The following is a 20,179-nucleotide window of genomic DNA, read 5'->3' on the forward strand; positions in this document are numbered from 1 at the left end:
CTCCAACGTGTCAGAAAATCTTCAACATTTCGCCTGCTATTGAACGATCAGGAGCAAGTCAACCCAAGGGAGGGAATTTTGGCTGCAGGAGAACGGCTGGTCACCGGGCAGACCCGGGTGATCTTCATGATCGGAAGTCCGATCACACAGGCAAGATCGCCCTATCTTTTCAATACGTATTTTGCCGACCATGGGGCGGACCGGATCATGGTTCCAGTCGATGTGGGCGCGCGCGCGCTTCCAGGTTTTGTGGAGATGATCCGGGAGGCTTCGAATTGCGACGGTTTCGTTTCGACAATTCCGAACAAGGGAAGTCTGCTCGATCTGGTCGATGACGCCTCTCCGACCGCAAAGGCACTTGCAAGCGTCAATGTGGTGAAACGTGGCGCCGATGGCAGGCTGTCGGGCGACATGGCCGACGGCGCCGGCTTCTGGAATGGCGTCAGTCGCGCCGGCTTCGAGGTTCGAGGCAGCAGCGTCGTCCTTGCAGGTGCTGGCGCTGCCGGCATCGCGATTGCCCACGAGTTTGCGGAGCGCGGCGGCCGCAGGCTCGCCGTCTGGTCGCGCGAACATCGGGAAATTGAAGCGCTCATAGCCGTGCTGGCAGGCAAAGGCTTGGCTGTGGAGCCGGGTATTCCCCTGTCGCTGGACGGATTTTCGATGGCGATCAATGCCACGCCCGTCGGAATGGCTTACGCACCGGGCAGTGTCTTCCCGCGTGAGCTCCTGGCAACGATGCGGAGAGGAAGCTTCGCAGCAGATGCCATCACCGAACCCGTCGAGACACAATTTCTGCGTGACGCAGCGGCCATCGGCCTCCAGACCGTGAATGGCCGCGCGATGACGTTCGGCCAGTTCGAACGGCTGCGCGAGTTTCTTGGTGTTTGAAATGGATTGTCCGTGAGAGTACCGGCAAACAATAGTGGTGCCCAGAGGCGGATTCGAACCACCGACACGCGGATTTTCAATCCGCTGCTCTACCAACTGAGCTATCTGGGCATCCGGCAAGGTCGCCTGAAGGCGTTCCTTGCAACGAGCGGCGTTGGTGTTCCGCCCGAAAGCGCGTGGGTTATAGCACGAGTTTTGCGCCTGTCCAGCGCGAAGCGGCGCGATTTCGCGACTAAATTCGGTGGGCGTCGCTGGGCGCGCTAGCCCTCACGTCCGAGCGGTCAGTGCTCGTTGTCGTCGAGGTTCTCTTCGGCCTCAGTGACGGGAATTGCATAGGAGCCGGAGAGCCAGCGATTGAGGTCCACATCCTTGCAGCGCGGCGAGCAGAACGGATAGTCGGCGCGTGTCGACGGCTTGCCGCACTCCGGGCATGGGCGGCGGGGGCGAAGCGGCGTCACCTTGCCGGTTTCCTGACCACTCACGGTTCAGGCCCTCGTGCCCGCCAGCCAGTTGAAATGAACCTTGTAGCCGTCGGCCGTCAATAGTCCCACCGTCTCGTAGAGCGGCAGACCCACCACGTTGGTGTAGGAACCGACCATCTTGACCACGAAGGTGCCAGCCAGGCCCTGTATGCCGTAGCCGCCCGCCTTGCCGCGCCATTCGCCCGAGGCGAGGTAGCTTTCGAGTTCCTCCCGTGACAGGCGCTTGAAGCGCACGCGCGTCTCCACCAGTCGCTGGCGCAGCTTGCCGGACGGCGTGATAAGGCAGACGCCGGTGTAGACCCGATGCGTGCGCCCGGAGAGCAGCCGCAGGCAGTTCGAGGCTTCGTCGACCAGCTCCGCCTTGGGCAGGATGCGCCGGCCGACGGCAACCACCGTGTCGGCGGCAAGGATGAACGCATCGGTCTCGCCGTCCCTGACGAGCCCTTCCTGCGCCTTCTCGGCTTTCGCGCGCGACAGGCGCTTGGCCAGCGAGCGCGGATGCTCCGCGCGCAGCGGCGTCTCGTCCAGATCGGCAGGAAAGAGGCGGTCGGGCTCTATGCCCGCCTGCTGCAGAAGCTCGATCCGTCTCGGCGAGCCCGAGGCAAGCACAAGCTTCTGGAAAACACTCATCGAAGACCCGTCGGCATGCGGGAGAGAACGTCGACCGCTACTTGAAGCGGTAGGTGATACGACCCTTGGTCAGGTCGTAGGGCGTCATTTCGACAAGGACCTTGTCGCCGGTCAGAACGCGAATCCGGTTCTTGCGCATGCGGCCGGCCGTATGCGCTATGATCTCGTGTTCGTTCTCGAGCTTGACCCTGAACATGGCATTCGGCAGCAGTTCAGTGACGACGCCCGGAAACTCCAGTACTTCTTCCTTCGGCATCCGATTCCTATGGCTTGTTGGATATCGCCGGCCTCGGCCGGAAATTCCGGCGGAACCTATATGATTACTCCGGATTTGTGAACATGCTTATTCTTGGAATGTTCACGGTCCTCCGGCAGCGAAGCGGGCGGCTATTCGTTGCTCGATCCTGTCGCGCACATCGCGGTAGGCGTCGAGTATGCGATCGCGCGTTCCAGCCGCGCCGGATGGATCCGCCGTCGGCCAGTATTCGACATCGACAGCCATCGAGCGGGTCAGTTCCAGTGCGGCGTGATGCGCCTCGGGCGCGAGTGTAACGATCAGGTCGAAATAGGCGTCTTCCATCTCATCGAGCCGTTGCGGCTGGCGATTGCCCAGCGTTAGCCCCTTTTCGGCAAGAACGGCATCGACAAAGGGGTCGCGCGCGCCAGCTCGTACGCCGGCCGAGGCAACAAAAGTCGCCTGAGGCAAGACCTTCCTGGCCAGCACTTCCGCCATCGGCGAGCGTATCGCGTTCATGCCGCACAGGAACAGGATCGAACGGGGAAGCGGGGCCGCGCCCGTCGCCGGCATCGTCAGCCCCGCCAGTGCAGCACGCAGACCAGGGTGAATATCCGGCGCGCAGTATCGAAATCGACATCGATCTTGCCGGAGAGGCGATCCATCAAGGTTTGCGACCCTTCGTTGTGAAGACCGCGGCGACCCATGTCGATCGCCTCGATCTGCGACGGAGTCGAGGTGCGGATCGCTTCGTAATAGCTCTCGCAGATCAGGAAATAATCCTTCACCACGCGCCGGAACGGCGTCAGCGAGAGGATGTGGGTGACGACGGCCTCGCCATCCTCGCGTGAAATCGCGAAGACCAGCTTCGAATCGACAACCGACAGTCTCAGCTTGTAGGGCCCGCCCTTTTCATCGCCGGCAGGCCGAAACGAGTTATCCTCGATGAGGTCGAAAATCGCGACTGCGCGTTCGTGCTCGACGTCCGGCGTCGAGCGCCCGATCGATTCGTCGAGTTCGACATCGATCAGCCGGGCGTTTCGATCGCGCTCGCTCATGACCTAGCTTTCGGGATTGAGCCGAATGGCGACGGAAGCCGCATGGCCGTCCAGATTCTCGGCGCGCGCGAGCGCGATTGCAGCAGGCGCCAGCAGGCGCAACTGCTCGGGTCCTAGCTTCAGGAGAGACGTGCGCTTGACGAAATCGAGCACCGAGAGACCAGACGAGAAACGCGCCGACCGCGCAGTCGGCAAAACGTGATTGGAACCGCCGACATAGTCGCCGATCACCTCGGGCGTGTGGCGGCCGAGAAAAACCGCGCCCGCGTTGCGGATTTTTTCGACGTAGTTTTCGGCGTCGTCCATCGCGAGCTCGAGATGCTCGGCCGCGATGCGGTTTGCGAGCGGCACGGCATCGGCGAGATCCGCCACGAGGATGATCGCACCGAAGTCGCGCCAGCTTGCAGCCGCCATCTCGCCGCGCGGCAGGCGCGCCAGTTGGCGCTCCACCTCGGCCTCGACCGCGTCGGCGAGCACTGCATCGTCGGTTATCAGGATCGACTGTGCGGCAGCGTCGTGCTCGGCCTGCGCAAGCAGGTCGGCGGCCAGCCAGGCCGGGTCGTTGTTGCCATCGGCAATCACCAGCACCTCGGACGGGCCGGCGATCATGTCTATGCCGACGGTGCCGAACACGCGGCGCTTGGCGGCGGCGACATAGGCGTTGCCCGGACCGACGATCTTCGCCACCGGCGCGATGGTCTCGGTGCCATAGGCAAGGGCGGCAACCGCCTGCGCGCCGCCGACACGGTAGATTTCGGACACTCCGGCAAGCCGGGCTGCGGCAAGAACGAGCGGGTTTAGCTGTCCGTCCGGCGACGGCACCGTCATGACAATGCGCTCAACGCCCGCGACCCTGGCCGGCACGGCGTTCATCAGCACTGAACTCGGATAGCTTGCGGTGCCGCCCGGCACGTACAAGCCAACCGCTTCGACTGCCGTCCAGCGCGAACCAAGCTCGACGCCGATCGGATCGACATAACGGTCGTCCTGCGGCATCTGGCGTGCATGGTGAGCGGTGATGCGCTCATGTGCGAAACGCAGGGCAGCAAGCGTATCGGCATCGACTTCGGCCATTGCCGCGTCGACCTCGGCTTCGCTTACGGCTATGCCCGTTTCAGAGAGATCGAGCCGGTCGAACCGCCTAGTATAGTCGATGAGCGCCGCGTCGCCCTCTTCCCGAACGCGCGCGATGATATCGCGTACGACCGTGTCGACGTCCTCCGACACTTCCCGCTTGGTGGCGAGGAATGCGGCGAAGTCGGCTTCGAAACCGGCAGCGGATCGGTCGAGGCGTAATGGCATGGTCGGTAGAGCTCCCTCAACCCGTATGGACGGGGCGGGACGGTGTTTCCCATGCGGCGCCAAGATCGGCAAGGCGCGCTTCGATGTAGTCCACCTCCAGCCGGATAGCCGCACCGCCGGAGAAGGTGAGTTCGATCGAACCGGCCGGCGCCTCTGCGCCCGGTTCGAAGCGGATCGCCAGCAGCGACAGCACATCGTCCGCCTTGCTGCGATCGATGCCCGTCAGCTTGACGCCGCGAACGCTCTCGAAATGCAGCGCACTGCGCCGTCGTTCGTTGTGGCGTGAGAAGAACCCCTTCTTTGCTTCCCAGGCGAAGCGGTTGATCGCGGCCACGAAACGCTTCTCCGCGGCAAGGTAGGACAGGTCGGCGACCTTCATCACGGCATCCTGCGTGTGGGCAGAGATGACCTGTAGATCCTGTTCGTCGAGCGCGACAAGCTTCAGTTGTGACATCGATACGCAATCCGCGAGGGCCGGAACGGTTCAGTTCCGGTGTTAGGCCGTCTTGATGTGCGGCGCAACAGGATGAGAGGGAATAGGGGAGTAAGGCAGTAGGGAAACAACCACCCGTTTCCCCACGGCCCTAATGCCTTGGGGTCCTATGAAGACAGGCGCTCGATCGTCGCGCCGCAACCGGAGAGTTTCTCTTCCAGCCGCTCGAAGCCGCGGTCGAGATGATAGACGCGGTTGACGACGGTCTCGCCCTCGGCGGCAAGCCCGGCAATCACGAGCGAAACCGAGGCGCGCAGGTCGGTCGCCATCACCGGTGCGCCCTTGAGCTGCGGCACCCCGTCGACGATGGCCGTCTGCCCCGACAGCGTGATCTTTGCGCCGAGACGCGCGAGCTCCTGCACATGCATGAAGCGGTTCTCGAAAATGGTCTCGGTGATGCGCGAGCGGCCTGCCGCGCGCGTCATCAAGCCCATGAACTGGGCCTGCAGGTCGGTCGGGAAGCCGGGGAAAGGTTCGGTCGTGACATCGACCGGCAGGATGCCGGCACCGTTTCGGCGGACGCGGATACCGGAGTTGAGCGGCGTGATTTCGGCCCCGGCGCGCGAAACGGCGTCGAGCGCGTCTTCCAGAAGGTCGGCGCGCGCGCCTTCCAGCACAACATCGCCACCCGTCATGGCGACCGCCATGGCGTAGGTGCCGGTCTCGATGCGGTCGGGGATAACCTGGTGCGTCGCGCCCGACAGCGAGGTGACGCCGTCGATCACGATAGTCGAAGTGCCGGCGCCGGAGATGCGCGCGCCCATCGCGTTCAGGCATTCGGCCAGATTGACGATCTCCGGCTCGCGGGCAGCGTTCTCCAGAACCGTCTGGCCGCGCGCGAGAGACGCCGCCATCATCAGCACATGGGTCGCGCCGACTGAGACTTTGGGGAATACATAACGGTCGCCGATCAGGCCCTTGGGCGCGCTGGCATGGACGTAGCCTTGCTCGATCTCAATCTCCGCACCCAGCGCTCGCAGACCGTCGATGAAGAGGTCGACGGGCCTCGTGCCGATGGCACAGCCGCCCGGCAGCGAGACGCGGGCCTCGCCCATGCGCGCCAGCAGCGGACCGATGACCCAGAATGACGCGCGCATCTTCGACACCAGCTCATAGGGCGCCACGGTGTCGACGATATTGCGGGCGGTGAAGTTCACGGTGCGGGCATAGGTCGAATTCTGCGCCTCGCGGCGGCCGTTGACCGAATAGTCGACACCGTGATTGCCGAGGATGCGCGTGAGCTGCTCGACATCGGCCAGATGCGGCACGTTTTCGAGGCTGAGCGTCTCGTCGGTCAGGAGCGATGCGATCATCAGCGGGAGGGCGGCGTTCTTGGCGCCGGAGATCGGGATCGACCCGTTCAGTTCCTTGCCGCCGACTATCCTGATACGATCCATGCGTGGTCCCCTCGCCGGCCTGCCGGCATGCTTGCGTCCAATGGTCCGAGGCCGGCCCGTCTAGCGCGGCGGGCGGTCTGATTCAACAGGATCGTGGGGGAAGCAATTGCGAAGCGGCACCCGGCAAGCCGGCTCATTCGCTGTCGTCCCCTTCCCCTTCAACAATCCTTCGGGGCGCGAATCGGCCCCGCCTTCCCGTCTCGATCGCGCCTGCGCCTTTCGCCTTTGAAGGTTTGCCCGCAGCTTCTGGGCAAGCCGCGCGGCCTTCCTGTCCTGCTCTTCGGTCTGTTTAGACCCGGAATCGGTCGGTGAGGGCACGCGTGGCGGGTTCAATCGGGAATACCCCGGCTAAAAGCAAATTGTGTTCATCTGGCGGCGCAGCCTACAGCACAGGCGCGCCCGCGCTCAAGCCGCCCGATTTGCAGGATCGGTCGCCGGTGCGGCACCCAATGCGAAACGCGCTCAAGAATGCACCGATCCGCGCTTGCGCTTAGCCGACGCTTGTGGCAGAAGTCCGCCGCATTCAAGGCCTGCTGCGGTAGCTCAGTGGTAGAGCACTCCCTTGGTAAGGGAGAGGTCGAGAGTTCAATCCTCTCTCGCAGCACCATTCTATCTGATTGAAATATTTGCAGAAATTGGCCTGCAAGTGCATTCTCCCGTGAAGACGCTGCAAGCAATGGTGTATCGCGCGCTGCACGATGCAACGTTCTTCAATCGAAGTAGACGATGATTTCGCGTCCGCTCATCTCTTGCAGCACGTCACCCGGTCGGCGCAGGCAAGAGCCCATCGCGCCTTTGTCGTGACCCACACCATTGGAAGCGCAGCTTCTGCGGACACTGATCAATCTGGCCTCACGACCGATAGACCCCGGAACATTATCGATCCTGCCATGCCTGCAATGGTTTGCACGACCGGCAGCCTTCAGAAAGACTCCTTGCTTTTCTCAAGCTTCGTCGTTCCCACCAGGAAATCGAAATCGACGCCGAGATGTGCCTGCTGAACCGATCTTGTGAACATCTGCCCATAGCCGCGTTCGAAATGCGCGTCCGGCAGTTCGAGTTCGGTGCGGCGACGCAATAATTCGTCTGGGTCGACCAGAAGCTCCAGCCGGTTACCTGATACGTCCAGAACGATTTCGTCACCCGTGCGGACGAGTGCGAGCGGTCCCCCTACCGCCGATCCGGGGAAACATGCAGAACAACCGTACCATAGGCGGTGCCGCTCATGCGCCCATCCGAAATGCGCACCATGTCGGCGATCCCGCGCCGGACGAGCTTTGTCGGCAAGGCGAGGTTGCCGACTTCGGGCATGCCCGGGTAGCCGACGGGGCCGGCACATTTGAGGACCAGGACCGAGCTTTCATCGACCGGCAGGTCCGGATCGTCTATGCGGGCGCGATAGTCCTCCACGTTCTCGAAAACGATGGCCTTGCCGCGATGCGACATCAATTCCGGCGAGGCCGCTGACGGTTTAATGACCGCGCCTTCGGGCGCGAGATTGCCACGCAGCACGACGATGCCTCCCTGAGAAGAGACCGGGTTGTCACGGATGCGGATCACCTCGTCGTTGTAGCAGTCGGCCTTCGTCAAGCGTGCCCGCAGTGTGCCGCCCTCGACGGTGGGGGCATCCAGATGCAGCAGATCCTCGATACGCTTCATCACCGCGGAACGCCGCCGGCATCGAAGAAGTCCTCCATCAGGAAACGCCCGGAGGGTTTCAGGTCTACAAGGCACGGCACGCCCGCGCCAAGCCTGTCCCAGTCATCCAATGACAGCGGCACGCCAAGGCGGCCGGCCAGCGCCAGCAGATGGACGACGGCGTTGGTGGAACCGCCGATGGCGCCGTTGACCACGATCGCGTTTTCGAACGCAGCACGGGTCAGGACACGGGAGATGGACATGCCACCACGCACGAGTGAAACGATGTGGTGACCGGCTTCCTCCGCCAGGTGCCTGCGCCGGCTGTCGACGGCGGGGATCGCTCCGTTCATCGGCAAGGCTATCCCCAACGCCTCGGCCAGCGAAGCCATCGTCGAGGCGGTCCCCATCGTCATGCACGATCCGGCCGAACGGCTCATCGCGGCTTCGGCTTCCTCGTAGTCTTCCTTGCTGAGCCGGCCGGAGCGATATTCCTCGTCGAAGCGGAAGACGTCGGTGCCGGAGCCGAGATCACGCCCCCGGAAACGACCATTGAGCATTGGGCCGCCGGAAACCAGGATGCTCGGGATGTCGCAGCTTGCAGCACCCATGAGCAGCGCGGGCGTGGTCTTGTCGCAACCGGCAAGCAGCACGACGCCATCTATCGGGTTGGCGCGGATCGTCTCCTCGACATCCATGCTCACCAGGTTGCGGAACATCATGGTCGTCGGCCGCATCAGCGGCTCGCCGAGGCTCATTACCGGGAACTCGAGCGGGTAGCCCCCTGCCAGGAGGACGCCGCGCTTCACATGCTCGGCGAGCTCCCGCAGATGCCGGTTGCACGGATTCAGCTCAGACCAGGTATTGCAGATGCCGACGACCGGCCTGCCGTCGAACAATTCCGGTCCGAAGCCCTGGCTGCGCATCCAGCTTCGCGGGATGAAGCCGTATTTGCCTTCGCGCCCGAACCACTCGGCGCTGCGCATGCGCTTTTGCTCGTCTGCCTTCTTGCGGGACACAGTGCCTCCTTCCAGGGCGGCGCCTGGCTATAGATTCGACGGTTTGCCTTGGCTCCGCGCCTGTCAGGCCTCGGCCCGACGCCGCCCCGCCCGTTTCAGGAGCAGCATAACCAGCGGCGACAACCAGATAAGGATGGTAATCACACCGAGCGTTGCCGAAATGGGGCGCGAGAAGAATTGCAGGAAGTCGCCCTGGGCCTTGATCATCGAGGTCAGGAACGTTTCCTCCAGCATCCGACCCAGCACCACGCCGAGAAGAGCGGGCGCGATCGGAAAGCCGTTCTCTTCCATGAACCAGCCGATAACGCCGAAGACGAGCATCGTGACGACCGCGCTCAGCGTGTTGTCCATGGCGAACGCGCCCACGACGCAGAAGAGCAGGATGATCGGCATGAGATAGGCACGCGGAACATCGAGGATGTAGCGCGACAGCTTGATGGCGGCATAGCCAAGCGGGATCATCAGCAGGTTTGCCAGGATAAAGGACAGGAAGATGCCGTAGATGAGTGTCGGCTGGTTCTGGAAGATCGCGGGTCCGGGGGTCAGCCCCTTTATGAACAGCACCCCGATGACGATCGCGGTCATGGAATCCCCGGGAATGCCGAGAACCGTCGCAGGCACGTAGGAGGTCGACACGCTGGCGTTGTTGGCCGCGCCGGCAGCCACGATGCCTTCGAGGTTGCCCTTGTCGAACTCCTTGCGGTTGATCGAGAAGCGGCGCGACAGGGCGTAGGAGATCCACGCGGCGATGTCGGCGCCTGCACCCGGCAGCGGCCCGGTAACGGTGCCGACGACGATGCCGCTGCCGAACCCCCGTCGATAACGCCACAGCTCGGGCGCCAGGCCCTTGAAGATGTTGCCGATCTTGTTCGTCGCCATCGGAGGCAGCGGATCGCGGGATAGCGCGTAGCGGAGAATTTCGGCGATCGCGAACATGCCGATCAGCGTTGCGACAAGTCCGACCCCGCCATAGAGGGCGGTGCTGCCGAAGGTAAAGCGCGGCTGGCCGGTCACCGGAAACAGGCCGACCATGGCGACAAGCAGGCCAAGGAAAAGGGAGATCATGCCTTTGATCGCACTGCCGGGCGCAATGAACGCCGCAGACGTGAGCCCAAGGCAGACGAGCCAGAAATATTCGTAGCTGCTCATATTGAGAGCGAACTTGGCGACGGCCGGTGCGAAGAACATCAAAAAGACGCCGCCGAACAGCCCGCCCACCGCCGAGGTGACGACGCAGGCGCCGAGGACCAGCTCTCCCTTGCCCGCCATGGTCAGCTTGTAGGCAACATCGGTATAGGCGGCAGACGACGGCGTGCCCGGGATCCGCAGAAGCGCCGAGGGGATGTCGCCTGCAAAGATGGCCATGGCACTCGCGCTGACGATGGCGGCGATGGCCGGCAGGGGATCCATGAAGAAGGTGACGGGAACCAGCAGTGCGACTGCCATCGTGGCGGTCAGGCCGGGAATGGCGCCAACGAAAAGTCCGAAGATCGACGCCAGCAGGATGACCAGCAGCACATCCAGCCGCATGAGCGCCAGAAAAGCTTCGTAGATCACCTCCATGTCAGGACTCCCGCGTAAGGTTCGAGGATGCCCCACGGAAGCGGCACGAGCAGCACGTCCTGAAAGCCGATCTTCACGACCAGCGTTGTTGCCACGGCCACGATCAGCGAGCGAACGGGCGCGCGGGTGAACTGGAGCAGCGTAACGAATATCACCACGAAACCGGCCAGGATGAAGCCGAGTGATTTCGAGAAGAGGATGTAGAAGAGAAGTGCGCCGAGTACGACGGCAGCATTGGCGATGTGACGGGGTGACCTTATCCAGTCGCCTATGACCAGGAGCGGCTGGCTTGCTCGTTCTTTCCAGCCGTTCAGGGTCAGAAGGGCCCCGGCGAGGAGGAGGCCGCACCCGACCACCGTGGGGAACAGCCCTCCTCCGTAACCGGTGCCGAAGAACGGCTTCGGCTGCATCGAGGCGGCGATGAGGGCGACAATGCCTATCCCGACGATGATTGGCCCCATAAGGATGTCGGATAGTTTCATGGCACCTGTCTCCGCCGCCTCCTGCTATGCCTTCCGTGCGTGCCTCAGGCAGCGCTTACTGGATTGCGCCGGCTGCACGAAGCACCGTTTCGGTGTCCGCCTCGTGCGTCGCCATCCAGTCGACAAGCCCTTCGCGATCGGCAAACCGAAGACCGAAACCGGCGTTGGACATCTTCTGCTGGAAATCCTCGCTTTCGTAAATTTCCTTCATGGCCGCCTCGAGCTGAACCACGATATCTTCCGGCAGGCCGGCAGGACCAACGAGGGCGCGGAACACGCCGCCGGGGGCGGCATCCGGAATCTGCTCACCGGCGGTTTCAACATCCGGGAAGGCGTCGAGGCGGTCAGGCGCAAGCACGGCCAGCGGGCGGACCTCGCCGGCGTCGATGAGCGCGGCGGCTTCCGGCAGCGATGCAGTGAGGATGTCGACGCCACCGGCGACGAGTTCCTGGAGACCCGCGGCAGCGCCGGCGCTCGGCACCCAGCGAAGAACCTTGATGTCTATGCCGTTGTCGATCAGCACCTTGGAAAGAGCGCTGCTCCAGCTGCTGGGGCAGACGGCGCCGCAACCGATGGTGATGGAATTCGGATCGGCCTTCAGCTTTTCGAGCACTTCGGCGAGCGACTGGATGGGGATGTCGGCCTTCACATGGACCGCGGCATAGTCGAAATTGTACTGTGCGATCGGTGTGTAGGACTCCGCCGACAGGCTGCCCATGCCAAGCAGGCGGAAAGGCGCGTAGTTGAACAGGATGCCGATGGTGTAGCCATCCGGGTCGGCATTGGCGAGTTCGGTGATGCCGGCGATGCCGCCACCTTCAGCGCGGTTCACCACATTGAAAGGCTGACCGAACTTCTGTTCCAGACCCGACGCGAGCCAACGCGCTGTCGCGTCCGTGCCCCCACCCGCGCCGGCGGCAACGATGAGCGTGACCGGACGGTTCGGCCAATCGCTTGCCGCCGCCGTGGACAACGCCATGCCGGCAGCCATGACGCCAGCCGTCATGAAGCTGAGAACTTTCTTCATTTGACAATCTCCCATTGAATTTTCGAATGCAAGCGAGAAACCTTCAGACCGACAGTGGGCTATGCCACCAGTGGTCGAAGGGATTTGAGTGGAGGATCGCGTCGATCGTCTCCTGCGAGACCTTCGGCAACGGAGTACCCTCGACAAGGCGATTGATGTTTCGCAGACCCTCGATCGATTCACCGACCTGCGCGAACGGAAAATCCGTTCCCCAGAAGATCTTGTTGCGGTCGGTGATCAGATATTCCTGGGCCGAGACCAAAGCCTGGTAGAACTGCCAGGGGCGGTAACACAGCGCCGAAACCTCGGTGTAGACGTTGGGCCTCTTGCGGGCGACGACGATGCACTCGTCCATCCACGGGTGGCCCATATGCGCCATGATCATCTTGAGATCAGGATAGCGCTGCGCCACGGCGTCCACGTGCAGCGGCCGGCCGGCATCGAGCAGCGTGTCGCGCGCGAAGGTCGTGCCCATATGCATGGTCAGAGGGACGTCGTTCTTCTGGCAATAGGCATAGACCGGATCCAGACGCGGATCGTCGAGCGGGACGCTGTTGTAGATCGGGCCGAACTTGACGCCCTTCAGTTTCAGCGTACCGATCGCATGCTCGAGCAGTTCCATATAGTCGGGACGACGCGGATCGACGCAGGCAAAGCCGACGAACTTGTCTGGATATTTGGCCACGGCCTCGGCGGTGACCTCGTCATTGCCGTCGACGCCGACCGAATCCTTATAGCGAAGGGAAAAGATGATCGCCTTGTCCACTTCGCTCATTGCCGAATAGAGCGTATCCGCGTCTGCCGCCATCGCCACACCGCCCGGACGCGCGCCGCCGCTAAGATCGACATCGGGCGGAGAAAACTGGTCTGCGTTGAAGATGTTCACGTGGCAGTCGACAATCATCATCCAGGCTCCGTTCAACGCCGTCTACCGTTCTCTCACGGCATCTTTCCAAGTGTTCGCAAGGATCATCCGGGAGTTCGCGCCGGCCTCTGGCCTGCTACTCCCACCCACCGGTTCAACCGCCGGCAACGTCTTGCTCCCCTTTTGATTTAACGATACACCGATCTTTCAGGTTGTCAAACGCGTCGTGCGCGAAATCTGCAAAGTCGCGAGGGGGCATCGATGTCAGGAGGGAGAGCGCGTCGAGTTGCCCGGCTGGAATTCCACCGGCAGAACGATCTCGCGCTGTCGGAACTGGCCCGACTTAAAACGGGCAATCAGCTCTTCCGCGGCCCGCTCACCCAAGGCATGGGCTGCCGACCGGACGGTCGTCAGCACGGGGTCGACATAGCGCCAGATTTCAAAGGCGTTGAAGCCGGTGATCTGCACCTGCTCAGGAATCCTGAAGCCCGCATCGAGACACGCCTTCATCGCCGCGATGGCCATCTGATCGTTGCCACCGATGATGGCATCCGGCGGCGGGCCCTGCCGCAACGCCTGGAGCGTCGCGTCGTAGCTCACCTCAAAACTCTCATCGCCGCAGCGGATGATCTTGAGTTCCGATGCGCCCGCTTCGGCGAATGCGCTGTCTGCGCCTGCCATGCGGGCGCGCATGGCGGCCCATTCGACCTGCGGAAGAAGCACCCAGCAATTCCTCGCGCCGGTCGCCAGGATATGCTCGCCGACCTGCCGCCCGCCGCCGAAATCGTCCTGACGAATGATCGCGCAATCGGCCTCGTCGGGAAGGCGCTGCTCCTGCATCAGCACGACGGGAACCCGCAGCGTGGAAAGCTCCTGGATGAACCATTCGCGCTGCTCCTGCTCGCCAGACAGGATCGCGACCATTCCATCCGCCTCGATGTCCTGAAACAGGCCCGTCGTACGGAAATCCGACGGTTTGATGCCTCGCAGGATGAGACTGTAGGAATGCGCCGTCAGGTAGTTCGTGAGGCCGGTGACCTGGGCGGTGATAAAGGGGTCACTGAGGAAATCAGGATCCTCGACCACGATCAGCATGCCGATCGTCCACTGCTGGGACAGTCGCAGGCGCCTTGCTGCAACCGAAGGGCGATAGCCAAGCCTTTCGACCACCGCACGAACGTGGTCGGCCGTCGCCTCCGAAATGCGGCCGCGACCGTTGAGCACATTCGATACCGACATCGCAGACACGCCGGCCTCTCGCGCGACGTCCTTGATCGTCACGGTCCGGTCCGCGGCGGGTTTCTTCGGCGTCTTCAAGTCTTCGATCCTTTCGAGCGCGCCCGCGCCCTTTCGCGCAGCCGCAACCTCTTTGTTTCCGCCAACGAACAGGAACGCAACCCATGAACGACACGACGATCACAAACGTGCAGTGCCATCTGCTTACCCAGGACATCAGCCGAATGGCGATTCGCTGGGCCGGCGGCAACATGCGCTACTGGAACACGGCCCTCATCGAGGTGACGACCGCGAGCGGCCTGCGCGGGTTCGGCGAAGCCTATTATCCGGGGCTGAGCGCGCCGCTGGCAACACGCGCGCTGGTGGACAATTACGCGCCGCTGCTCATCGGTGAGGATGCCACACAAGCTACCGCACTTTTTCACCGGCTGCGCACCAAGTCCCTCGCATGGGGCAAGGCCGGCCTGCCCCTGATGGTCGCCGGCTCGATCGAAGTCGCCCTATGGGACATCAAGGCACAAGCGCTTGGCGTTCCGCTGTACCAGCTTCTCGGCGGCAAGGCCCATGACGCCATCACCGTCTATGCGAGCGGTGGCAACGACGCGCCGCGCGAACAGCTCGTCGCCGAGATGGAAAGCTATCTCGAACGTGGGTTCCGCGCGGTGAAGATCCGCATCGGCAGGTCGGTGGCCGAAGACGTCGAGAAAGTGCGCCTTTGCCGGGACGTGCTGGGGCCAGACGTCGAGCTCATGGTCGACGCGGTGATGGGACACAATCCTCGCCCCTTCAGCGCCAAGGAAGCACTGGCCCACATCGCAGCCATCGAAAAGTTCGATATCACGTGGTTCGAGGACCCGGTCGGCAATCGCGACTATGAAGGATGCGCCTTCGTTCGGCAGCATTCGCCGGTCCCGGTGGCGGCCGGCGAGACAGCCGTCGGCGTGCACGAATTCCTGCCCTTTTTCGAGCATGGCGCGCTGGACTGGGTTCAGCCCGACCCCACCCATTCCGGAGGGATCAAGGAATGCATGGACATCGCCGCCGTCGCCCGCGCGCATGGCGTGCGCGTCATCTATCACTCATGGGGCATGGCACCCTGCCTGGCGGCAAACTACAGCCTCGCCTTCGCAGACCCCCACGCCCGCTATCTCGAATATCCGACCCATGGTCTGCCGCTGGTGGAGGAACTCGCTCAAACGCCGTTCCAGCTCGTCGACGGCAAGTTCGCGGCCCCGACGGAACCCGGGCTCGGCGTCAAGCTGACCGACGAACTTCTTGCCCGCTACGCCTTCGTCGAAGGCAGCACGTTTTGGCCGTGACGCCCATCCCGACCCGCCTTCCCGACAGGACAGGAACACCATGAGCATTCATATTCTGCAAACATACCCGATGCCCGAACGCACGGAGAACGTGCTGGCCGAGCGCTTCACCGTCCACAAGCTGCATGCGGCTTCCGAGCCGCACCGCCTCATCGACGAAGTCGGCGGGCTGGTCAGGGCAATCGCCGGTATCGGCGTTCCGAAGGCGCTCATGGATCGGCTTTCCGCGCTCGAAATCATCGCCAATTTTGGTGTCGGCTACGATTCGATCGACCTGCCGACCGCGCAGGCTCGCAATATCCGGGTGACGAACACGCCGGACGTTCTAAGCGATGCGGTGGCTGAACTCACGATCGGCCTGATGCTCTCGCTTGCCCGCCACCTGCCAATGGCGGACCGCTACGTTCGCGACGGCCGCTGGCCGGCCGGGAATTTGCCTATCTACCGGGAGATCGGCGGCTACACGCTTGGCATCGTAGGGCTCGGCCGCATCGGCAGGGAAATCGCGAACCGCGCGCAGGCCATGAAGATGCGTGTCGTCTATCACGGGCGGTCGCGCCAGCCGCGCCAGCCCTACGTCTTCTATGGCGATCTGGCGGAAATGGCGAAGGATGTCGACTGGCTGGTCGCCGTCACGCCGGGAGGATCGGGCACGGAACGCCTGGTCAGCCGCAAGGTGCTGGAGGCCCTTGGGCCCCAGGGCATGTTCGTCAACGTCGCCCGCGGCTCCGTCGTCGATCAGGATGCGCTCATAGACCTTCTTGCGACCGGAAGGCTCGGTGGCGCGGCCCTCGACGTTTTCGATGCCGAACCTGAAGTGCCCGAGACTCTGCGGAGCCTCGAAAACGTTGTTCTGTCGCCGCATCAGGGATCGGCGACCAAGGAAGCCCGAGACGCCATGGGCGCATTGGTCGTTGCCAATCTCATCGCCCACTTTGGCGGCAAGCCGCTTCTCAGCCAGGTCGTATAAGGAATCTGTCGATTGGAACCGTTTCTGTCGTTGACTTAACGTTAAATCTATCTCATTTTCGCTCAGCAACACCGGGTTGGGGCTGCTATCGGCCGCTGGCTTGCGGTCAAGGAAACGGCCGCGACCCACAATCTGAAAGACGAGGATATGTCACAGAACCTGCAGGACACCGTAGAGCGGCAGCGCCAGTACATCGCGGGCGGCACGATGTCGCTGAACCGCGCGATCAATCCATCGAAGCTGTTCGTACGCGCCAACGGCGCTTACCTCTACGATGCCGACGGCAAGGAATATATCGACTATCATGCCGGCTTCGCGCCGTATCTATTCGGGCATGGCGACACGGAAGTGGATGAAGCCGTCATCGAGGCTATCCGCTCCGGGGCGTCGCTGATCGGCGCCGGCACCATGCCGTGGGAAGCCGAGATCGCCGAGCTGATTGCCGAAGCGGTCCCCGGCATCGAACAGCTCCAGCTTACCAGCACCGGATCTGAAGCGGTCGGTTACGCACTGCGCCTGGCGCGCGCCTATACGGGCCGTGACGTCGTCGTGGTCATGCAGGGTGGCTACAATGGCTGCTTCGACTATGTCAGCTACAACCTGATGGACCCGGCTGCCTTCGTGGAGCCTCACAAGCCGGGCGAGGAATATCCGCTCAGCGTCACGACGGCGGGTGTGCCGAAGGTCATCGACCAGGTTGTACGCGCGATCGAATACAACGACCTCGAAGCGGCCGAGCGCGTGCTCGCCAAGGGGGACGTCGCCGCGATCATCCTCGAGCCGATCCTGCAGAACATCGGCATCGTCAAGCCACTGCCGGGCTATCTCGAAGGGCTACGCGCGCTGTGCGACAAATATGGCACCGTGCTGATCTTCGACGAGGTGAAGACCGGCTTCCGCCACGCCCTTGGCGGCTATCAGTCGCTTTCGGGCGTGACACCGGACTTGTGCACCTTCGGCAAGGCCGTCGCCAACGGCTATCCGATGGGCGTTGTCGGCGGCAAGCGCGAGATCATGAAGCTGTGCAGCGACCCCTCGCCGGCAAAGCGCGTCTCGGTCGCCGGCACCTATAACGGCCATCCCGTCAACGTCGCTGCTGCCAAAGCCTGCCTCACCCGGCTCAAGACGCGCGAGAAGGAAGTGTATGGCGAACTAGAGCGTCTCGGCGCGCGGCTCGAAGCAGGGCTCAAGCAGGTCTTTTCGACCCGCAACTACGCAACCACGATCGTCCGTCAGGGTTCCGCCTTCGCGGTATATTTCATGGATCACGCACCGGTTAACTGGCGCGACGTGGTGCTGAACCATGACGGCGAGCGGGACATCGCTTTCCGTCGCGCGCTGATCGAGGAAGGCGTTTTCCAGTTCCCGGTGATCACGAAGCAGGGCAGCATCTCGCTGGCCCACACCGACGCTGACATCGACCGAACGATCGAGCTTGCCGAAAAGGTCGTCTCGACGCTGAACTGACAGCAGCGCGCCTTTGCATGCCGCGTCCTGTGGGCGCGGCATGAGGGCCTTGGCGACAAAGACGACAGCCACCCTACTCAAGGAACAACCTATGAAGCTGCTTCGCTACGGTGAAGCGGGCGCCGAAAAGCCCGCTCTTCTGGACGCCGATGGGGCGATCCGCGATCTTTCCGGCGTGATCGCCGACGTGGCGGGCGAGCATCTGCATCCCGATGCGCTGAAGGCGCTGTTGCAGACCGATCCCAAGAGCCTGCCGCTCGTTGCCGGCAATCCGCGCATCGGACCCTGCGTTGCCGGCGTCGGCAAGTTCATCTGCATCGGCCTCAACTATGCCGACCATGCCGCCGAATCCGGCATGGCGGTGCCGCCCGAGCCGGTGATCTTCATGAAGGCGACCTCGGCGATCGTCGGCCCCGACGACGACGTGCTCATCCCGCGCGGATCGGAAAAGACCGACTGGGAGGTGGAGCTCGGCGTGGTGATCGGCAAGCCCGCGAAATACGTGACGGAAGCCGAGGCGATGGACTATGTGGCCGGCTACTGCGTGGCGCATGACGTGTCCGAGCGCGCCTTCCAGCAGGAGCGGCAGGGTCAGTGGACGAAAGGCAAGAGTTGCGACACGTTCGGCCCAATCGGGCCCTGGCTGGTGACGCGCGACGCGGTGGCAGATCCGCAGAACCTCGGCATGTGGCTGAAGGTGAACGGCGAGACGATGCAGGACGGCTCGACGAAGACGATGGTCTATGGCGTCGCGCATCTGGTGTCCTACCTGTCGCAGTTCATGTCGCTGCTTCCCGGCGACATCATCTCGACCGGCACGCCGCCCGGCGTCGGCATGGGCATGAAGCCGCCGCGCTACCTCAAGGACGGCGATGTCGTCGAACTCGGCATCGAGGGCCTCGGAACCCAGAAGCAGACATTCCGCGCGGACGGCTGAGGCAGCACCTCCCAAGAATGAAAAAGGGCCCGGTCTTTCCGGGCCCTTTTTCATTTTACCATCTGCGCTGCGCAATCAGTCGATACCGAGAAGGGCAAGGCTGTCGCGATGAATGATCTCTTCGATCTTGTCGAGCGGCACACGCGGCATGCGCGTTCCTTCCACGATGTCGTTGACGCCGCGCAGGCCGGCCATGGTCTCAGCCGGCGTGGTCACTGGGTAGTCCGAGCCGAAAAGCACCTTGTCGAGAATGTTCCATTCAGTTGCGCGGATAAGCGCTTCGTAGTGGGTGAACGGCCGATAGAAGAGGCCGGAAATATCCGTATAGACGTTCGCATGCTTGCGCACGACGACGGTCGCATCGGCCGTCCACGGATGGCCCATATGCGCCATGACGATCCTGAGTTCCGGGTAGCGGCTGGCAATCTCATCGATGGTCAGGGGATGCGCTGCCGGGATCGGCGCGGATTTCACCGCCGAGGTGCCTGTGTGGAACAGGATCGGCAAGCCATGGCGCTCGGCGTACTGATAGACGGCAAGCGCGCGACGGTCGAGCGGGTCGTAGGCCTGATAGTTGGCGCCGAGCTTGACGCCTCGCAAGCCGAGATCGACGCGGCTGCGCTCCATCTCGTCCATGGCCTCTACATCGTAAGGATGCACGCACATGAAGCCAATGAGCTCATCCGGATAGGCATGCACGAACCGGGCCGTGAAATCGTTGGCCTTGTCGGCGACGTCTCCATGGTCACGCGGACCGTTGCTGCCCCCAACCCTCTCGCCCGGTTCCCAAGCGATCCCGAACACGATCGACTTGTCCACCGTCGACTGCGATTCGCGATACTCGGCCCATGAGAAGTTGGAATTTCGGTCGGTATCGGGCCGCCAGCTCTTGTTAACCGTGCGCTTGTCGGCCGGAACCTCGCCTCGGTATTGCGGTGTATGGGTATGGATATCGATGATCATGCCTGGTCCTTCGGTGATTGGTATGGCGATTTCAAGCAATCCGCCCGGGGCCACTCGATGCCGAGGACCAAGGGTGTCCGGAAATTTCTAAGCTCATCTCGACCTGCTCGTATCCAGCACAATACCGCTTCGCAACAAAGCTCAGTTCCGCAATGCTTTAACGTTATAGCAAATTAGCGAACAGCTCCGGAAATGCAACGCCGATCTT

At 62.8% G+C, this 20,179-nt stretch carries 19 protein-coding genes, 2 tRNA genes and 1 pseudogene; 6 read left to right on the forward strand and 16 right to left on the reverse strand.

Annotated features, from left to right (window positions below):
- Positions 1 to 78: 78 nt before the first annotated feature.
- The gene (locus HK436_RS02310; RefSeq protein ID WP_173187024.1) at positions 79 to 888 is read left to right on the forward strand and encodes a shikimate dehydrogenase family protein; all 810 of its coding nucleotides are present in this window, start codon (positions 79 to 81) and stop codon (positions 886 to 888) included.
- Between the two features lie 35 nt (positions 889 to 923).
- Here the strand turns inward: HK436_RS02310 and HK436_RS02315 are convergent.
- The 9 genes from HK436_RS02315 to murA form a co-directional block, all read right to left on the reverse strand.
- A tRNA-Phe gene (locus HK436_RS02315) sits at positions 924 to 999 on the reverse strand.
- Positions 1,000 to 1,169: 170 nt separating this feature from the next.
- Positions 1,170 to 1,370 (reverse strand): DNA gyrase inhibitor YacG, encoded by a 201-nt coding sequence (gene yacG / locus HK436_RS02320; protein WP_173187026.1) that lies wholly within the window; start codon positions 1,368 to 1,370, stop codon positions 1,170 to 1,172.
- A 3-nt stretch (positions 1,371 to 1,373) separates the two neighbouring features.
- Positions 1,374 to 2,000 (reverse strand): Maf-like protein, encoded by a 627-nt coding sequence (locus HK436_RS02325; RefSeq protein ID WP_173187028.1) that lies wholly within the window; start codon positions 1,998 to 2,000, stop codon positions 1,374 to 1,376.
- 37 nt (positions 2,001 to 2,037) lie between these two features.
- A complete protein-coding gene (infA, locus tag HK436_RS02330; RefSeq protein WP_006200926.1) occupies positions 2,038 to 2,256 on the reverse strand; it encodes a translation initiation factor IF-1 in 219 nt (72 codons plus the stop codon).
- Positions 2,257 to 2,358: 102 nt separating this feature from the next.
- A complete protein-coding gene (locus HK436_RS02335) occupies positions 2,359 to 2,814 on the reverse strand; it encodes an arsenate-mycothiol transferase ArsC (protein ID WP_376769146.1) in 456 nt (151 codons plus the stop codon).
- The gene (locus HK436_RS02340) at positions 2,811 to 3,293 is read right to left on the reverse strand and encodes a UPF0262 family protein (RefSeq protein WP_173187032.1); all 483 of its coding nucleotides are present in this window, start codon (positions 3,291 to 3,293) and stop codon (positions 2,811 to 2,813) included. The genes HK436_RS02335 and HK436_RS02340 overlap by 4 nt, the downstream gene beginning before the upstream one ends.
- 3 nt (positions 3,294 to 3,296) lie before the next feature.
- The gene (hisD, locus tag HK436_RS02345) at positions 3,297 to 4,595 is read right to left on the reverse strand and encodes a histidinol dehydrogenase (protein ID WP_173187034.1); all 1,299 of its coding nucleotides are present in this window, start codon (positions 4,593 to 4,595) and stop codon (positions 3,297 to 3,299) included.
- 16 nt (positions 4,596 to 4,611) lie between these two features.
- Positions 4,612 to 5,049: a DUF2948 family protein gene (locus HK436_RS02350; protein WP_173187036.1), complete on the reverse strand. Its 438-nt coding sequence runs from the start codon at positions 5,047 to 5,049 to the stop codon at positions 4,612 to 4,614.
- Between the two features lie 146 nt (positions 5,050 to 5,195).
- On the reverse strand, positions 5,196 to 6,485 hold the full coding sequence (gene murA / locus HK436_RS02355; RefSeq protein WP_173187038.1) for a UDP-N-acetylglucosamine 1-carboxyvinyltransferase: 1,290 nt from the start codon (positions 6,483 to 6,485) through the stop codon (positions 5,196 to 5,198).
- 532 nt (positions 6,486 to 7,017) lie between these two features.
- Between murA and HK436_RS02360 the strand changes: the two genes are divergently transcribed.
- A tRNA-Thr gene (locus tag HK436_RS02360) sits at positions 7,018 to 7,092 on the forward strand.
- Between the two features lie 315 nt (positions 7,093 to 7,407).
- On the opposite strand, the pseudogene HK436_RS02365 reads toward HK436_RS02360, so the two are convergent.
- The 6 genes and pseudogenes from HK436_RS02365 to HK436_RS02390 all read right to left on the reverse strand — a co-directional run bounded on the left by HK436_RS02365 (position 7,408) and on the right by HK436_RS02390 (position 14,396).
- A pseudogene (locus tag HK436_RS02365) lies at positions 7,408 to 9,109 on the reverse strand (IlvD/Edd family dehydratase).
- A 96-nt stretch (positions 9,110 to 9,205) separates the two neighbouring features.
- Complete coding sequence (locus HK436_RS02370; protein ID WP_173187040.1) at positions 9,206 to 10,705, reverse strand: tripartite tricarboxylate transporter permease; 1,500 nt, start codon at positions 10,703 to 10,705, stop codon at positions 9,206 to 9,208.
- Positions 10,696 to 11,187 (reverse strand): tripartite tricarboxylate transporter TctB family protein, encoded by a 492-nt coding sequence (locus HK436_RS02375; protein ID WP_173187042.1) that lies wholly within the window; start codon positions 11,185 to 11,187, stop codon positions 10,696 to 10,698. The genes HK436_RS02370 and HK436_RS02375 overlap by 10 nt, the downstream gene beginning before the upstream one ends.
- A gap of 55 nt (positions 11,188 to 11,242) precedes the next feature.
- Positions 11,243 to 12,214, reverse strand: coding sequence for a Bug family tripartite tricarboxylate transporter substrate binding protein (locus tag HK436_RS02380; RefSeq protein WP_173187044.1), 972 nt, complete (start codon positions 12,212 to 12,214; stop codon positions 11,243 to 11,245).
- Positions 12,215 to 12,257: 43 nt separating this feature from the next.
- Entirely contained in the window at positions 12,258 to 13,121 is an 864-nt protein-coding gene (locus tag HK436_RS02385; RefSeq protein WP_244648461.1) for an amidohydrolase family protein, read from the reverse strand.
- Between the two features lie 222 nt (positions 13,122 to 13,343).
- Positions 13,344 to 14,396, reverse strand: coding sequence for a LacI family DNA-binding transcriptional regulator (locus tag HK436_RS02390; RefSeq protein ID WP_173187046.1), 1,053 nt, complete (start codon positions 14,394 to 14,396; stop codon positions 13,344 to 13,346).
- An 83-nt stretch (positions 14,397 to 14,479) separates the two neighbouring features.
- On the opposite strand from HK436_RS02390, the gene HK436_RS02395 reads away from it, so the two are divergent.
- The 4 genes from HK436_RS02395 to HK436_RS02410 all read left to right on the forward strand — a co-directional run bounded on the left by HK436_RS02395 (position 14,480) and on the right by HK436_RS02410 (position 19,008).
- Positions 14,480 to 15,634: a mandelate racemase/muconate lactonizing enzyme family protein gene (locus HK436_RS02395; RefSeq protein ID WP_173187048.1), complete on the forward strand. Its 1,155-nt coding sequence runs from the start codon at positions 14,480 to 14,482 to the stop codon at positions 15,632 to 15,634.
- A 40-nt stretch (positions 15,635 to 15,674) separates the two neighbouring features.
- Entirely contained in the window at positions 15,675 to 16,604 is a 930-nt protein-coding gene (locus HK436_RS02400) for a 2-hydroxyacid dehydrogenase (protein ID WP_173187050.1), read from the forward strand.
- Positions 16,605 to 16,751: 147 nt separating this feature from the next.
- Positions 16,752 to 18,071: an aspartate aminotransferase family protein gene (locus tag HK436_RS02405; RefSeq protein ID WP_173187052.1), complete on the forward strand. Its 1,320-nt coding sequence runs from the start codon at positions 16,752 to 16,754 to the stop codon at positions 18,069 to 18,071.
- 91 nt (positions 18,072 to 18,162) lie between these two features.
- Positions 18,163 to 19,008 (forward strand): fumarylacetoacetate hydrolase family protein, encoded by an 846-nt coding sequence (locus tag HK436_RS02410; RefSeq protein WP_173187054.1) that lies wholly within the window; start codon positions 18,163 to 18,165, stop codon positions 19,006 to 19,008.
- A 75-nt stretch (positions 19,009 to 19,083) separates the two neighbouring features.
- Here HK436_RS02410 and HK436_RS02415 read toward each other — a convergent pair whose 3' ends face one another.
- The gene (locus tag HK436_RS02415; protein ID WP_173187056.1) at positions 19,084 to 19,971 is read right to left on the reverse strand and encodes an amidohydrolase family protein; all 888 of its coding nucleotides are present in this window, start codon (positions 19,969 to 19,971) and stop codon (positions 19,084 to 19,086) included.
- Between the last annotated feature and the right edge of the window lie 208 nt (positions 19,972 to 20,179).

Source organism: Neoaquamicrobium sediminum, from assembly GCF_013240295.1.
Classification (GTDB): domain Bacteria; phylum Pseudomonadota; class Alphaproteobacteria; order Rhizobiales; family Rhizobiaceae; genus Aerobium; species Aerobium sediminum.

Excerpts from the sequence above, each read along its gene's own strand:
- HK436_RS02350 (WP_173187036.1), bottom strand. The coding sequence starts at position 5,049 with ATGTCACAACTGAAGCTTGTCGCGCTCGACGAACAGGATCTACAGGTC.
- HK436_RS02400 (WP_173187050.1), top strand. The coding sequence starts at position 15,675 with ATGAGCATTCATATTCTGCAAACATACCCGATGCCCGAACGCACGGAG.
- murA (WP_173187038.1), bottom strand. The coding sequence starts at position 6,485 with ATGGATCGTATCAGGATAGTCGGCGGCAAGGAACTGAACGGGTCGATC.
- HK436_RS02410 (WP_173187054.1), top strand. The coding sequence starts at position 18,163 with ATGAAGCTGCTTCGCTACGGTGAAGCGGGCGCCGAAAAGCCCGCTCTT.
- HK436_RS02385 (WP_244648461.1), bottom strand. The coding sequence starts at position 13,121 with ATGATGATTGTCGACTGCCACGTGAACATCTTCAACGCAGACCAGTTT.
- HK436_RS02325 (WP_173187028.1), bottom strand. The coding sequence starts at position 2,000 with ATGAGTGTTTTCCAGAAGCTTGTGCTTGCCTCGGGCTCGCCGAGACGG.
- infA (WP_006200926.1), bottom strand. The coding sequence starts at position 2,256 with ATGCCGAAGGAAGAAGTACTGGAGTTTCCGGGCGTCGTCACTGAACTG.
- HK436_RS02370 (WP_173187040.1), bottom strand. The coding sequence starts at position 10,705 with ATGGAGGTGATCTACGAAGCTTTTCTGGCGCTCATGCGGCTGGATGTG.
- HK436_RS02380 (WP_173187044.1), bottom strand. The coding sequence starts at position 12,214 with ATGAAGAAAGTTCTCAGCTTCATGACGGCTGGCGTCATGGCTGCCGGC.
- HK436_RS02405 (WP_173187052.1), top strand. The coding sequence starts at position 16,752 with ATGTCACAGAACCTGCAGGACACCGTAGAGCGGCAGCGCCAGTACATC.
- HK436_RS02395 (WP_173187048.1), top strand. The coding sequence starts at position 14,480 with ATGAACGACACGACGATCACAAACGTGCAGTGCCATCTGCTTACCCAG.
- hisD (WP_173187034.1), bottom strand. The coding sequence starts at position 4,595 with ATGCCATTACGCCTCGACCGATCCGCTGCCGGTTTCGAAGCCGACTTC.
- HK436_RS02375 (WP_173187042.1), bottom strand. The coding sequence starts at position 11,187 with ATGAAACTATCCGACATCCTTATGGGGCCAATCATCGTCGGGATAGGC.
- HK436_RS02340 (WP_173187032.1), bottom strand. The coding sequence starts at position 3,293 with ATGAGCGAGCGCGATCGAAACGCCCGGCTGATCGATGTCGAACTCGAC.
- HK436_RS02415 (WP_173187056.1), bottom strand. The coding sequence starts at position 19,971 with ATGATCATCGATATCCATACCCATACACCGCAATACCGAGGCGAGGTT.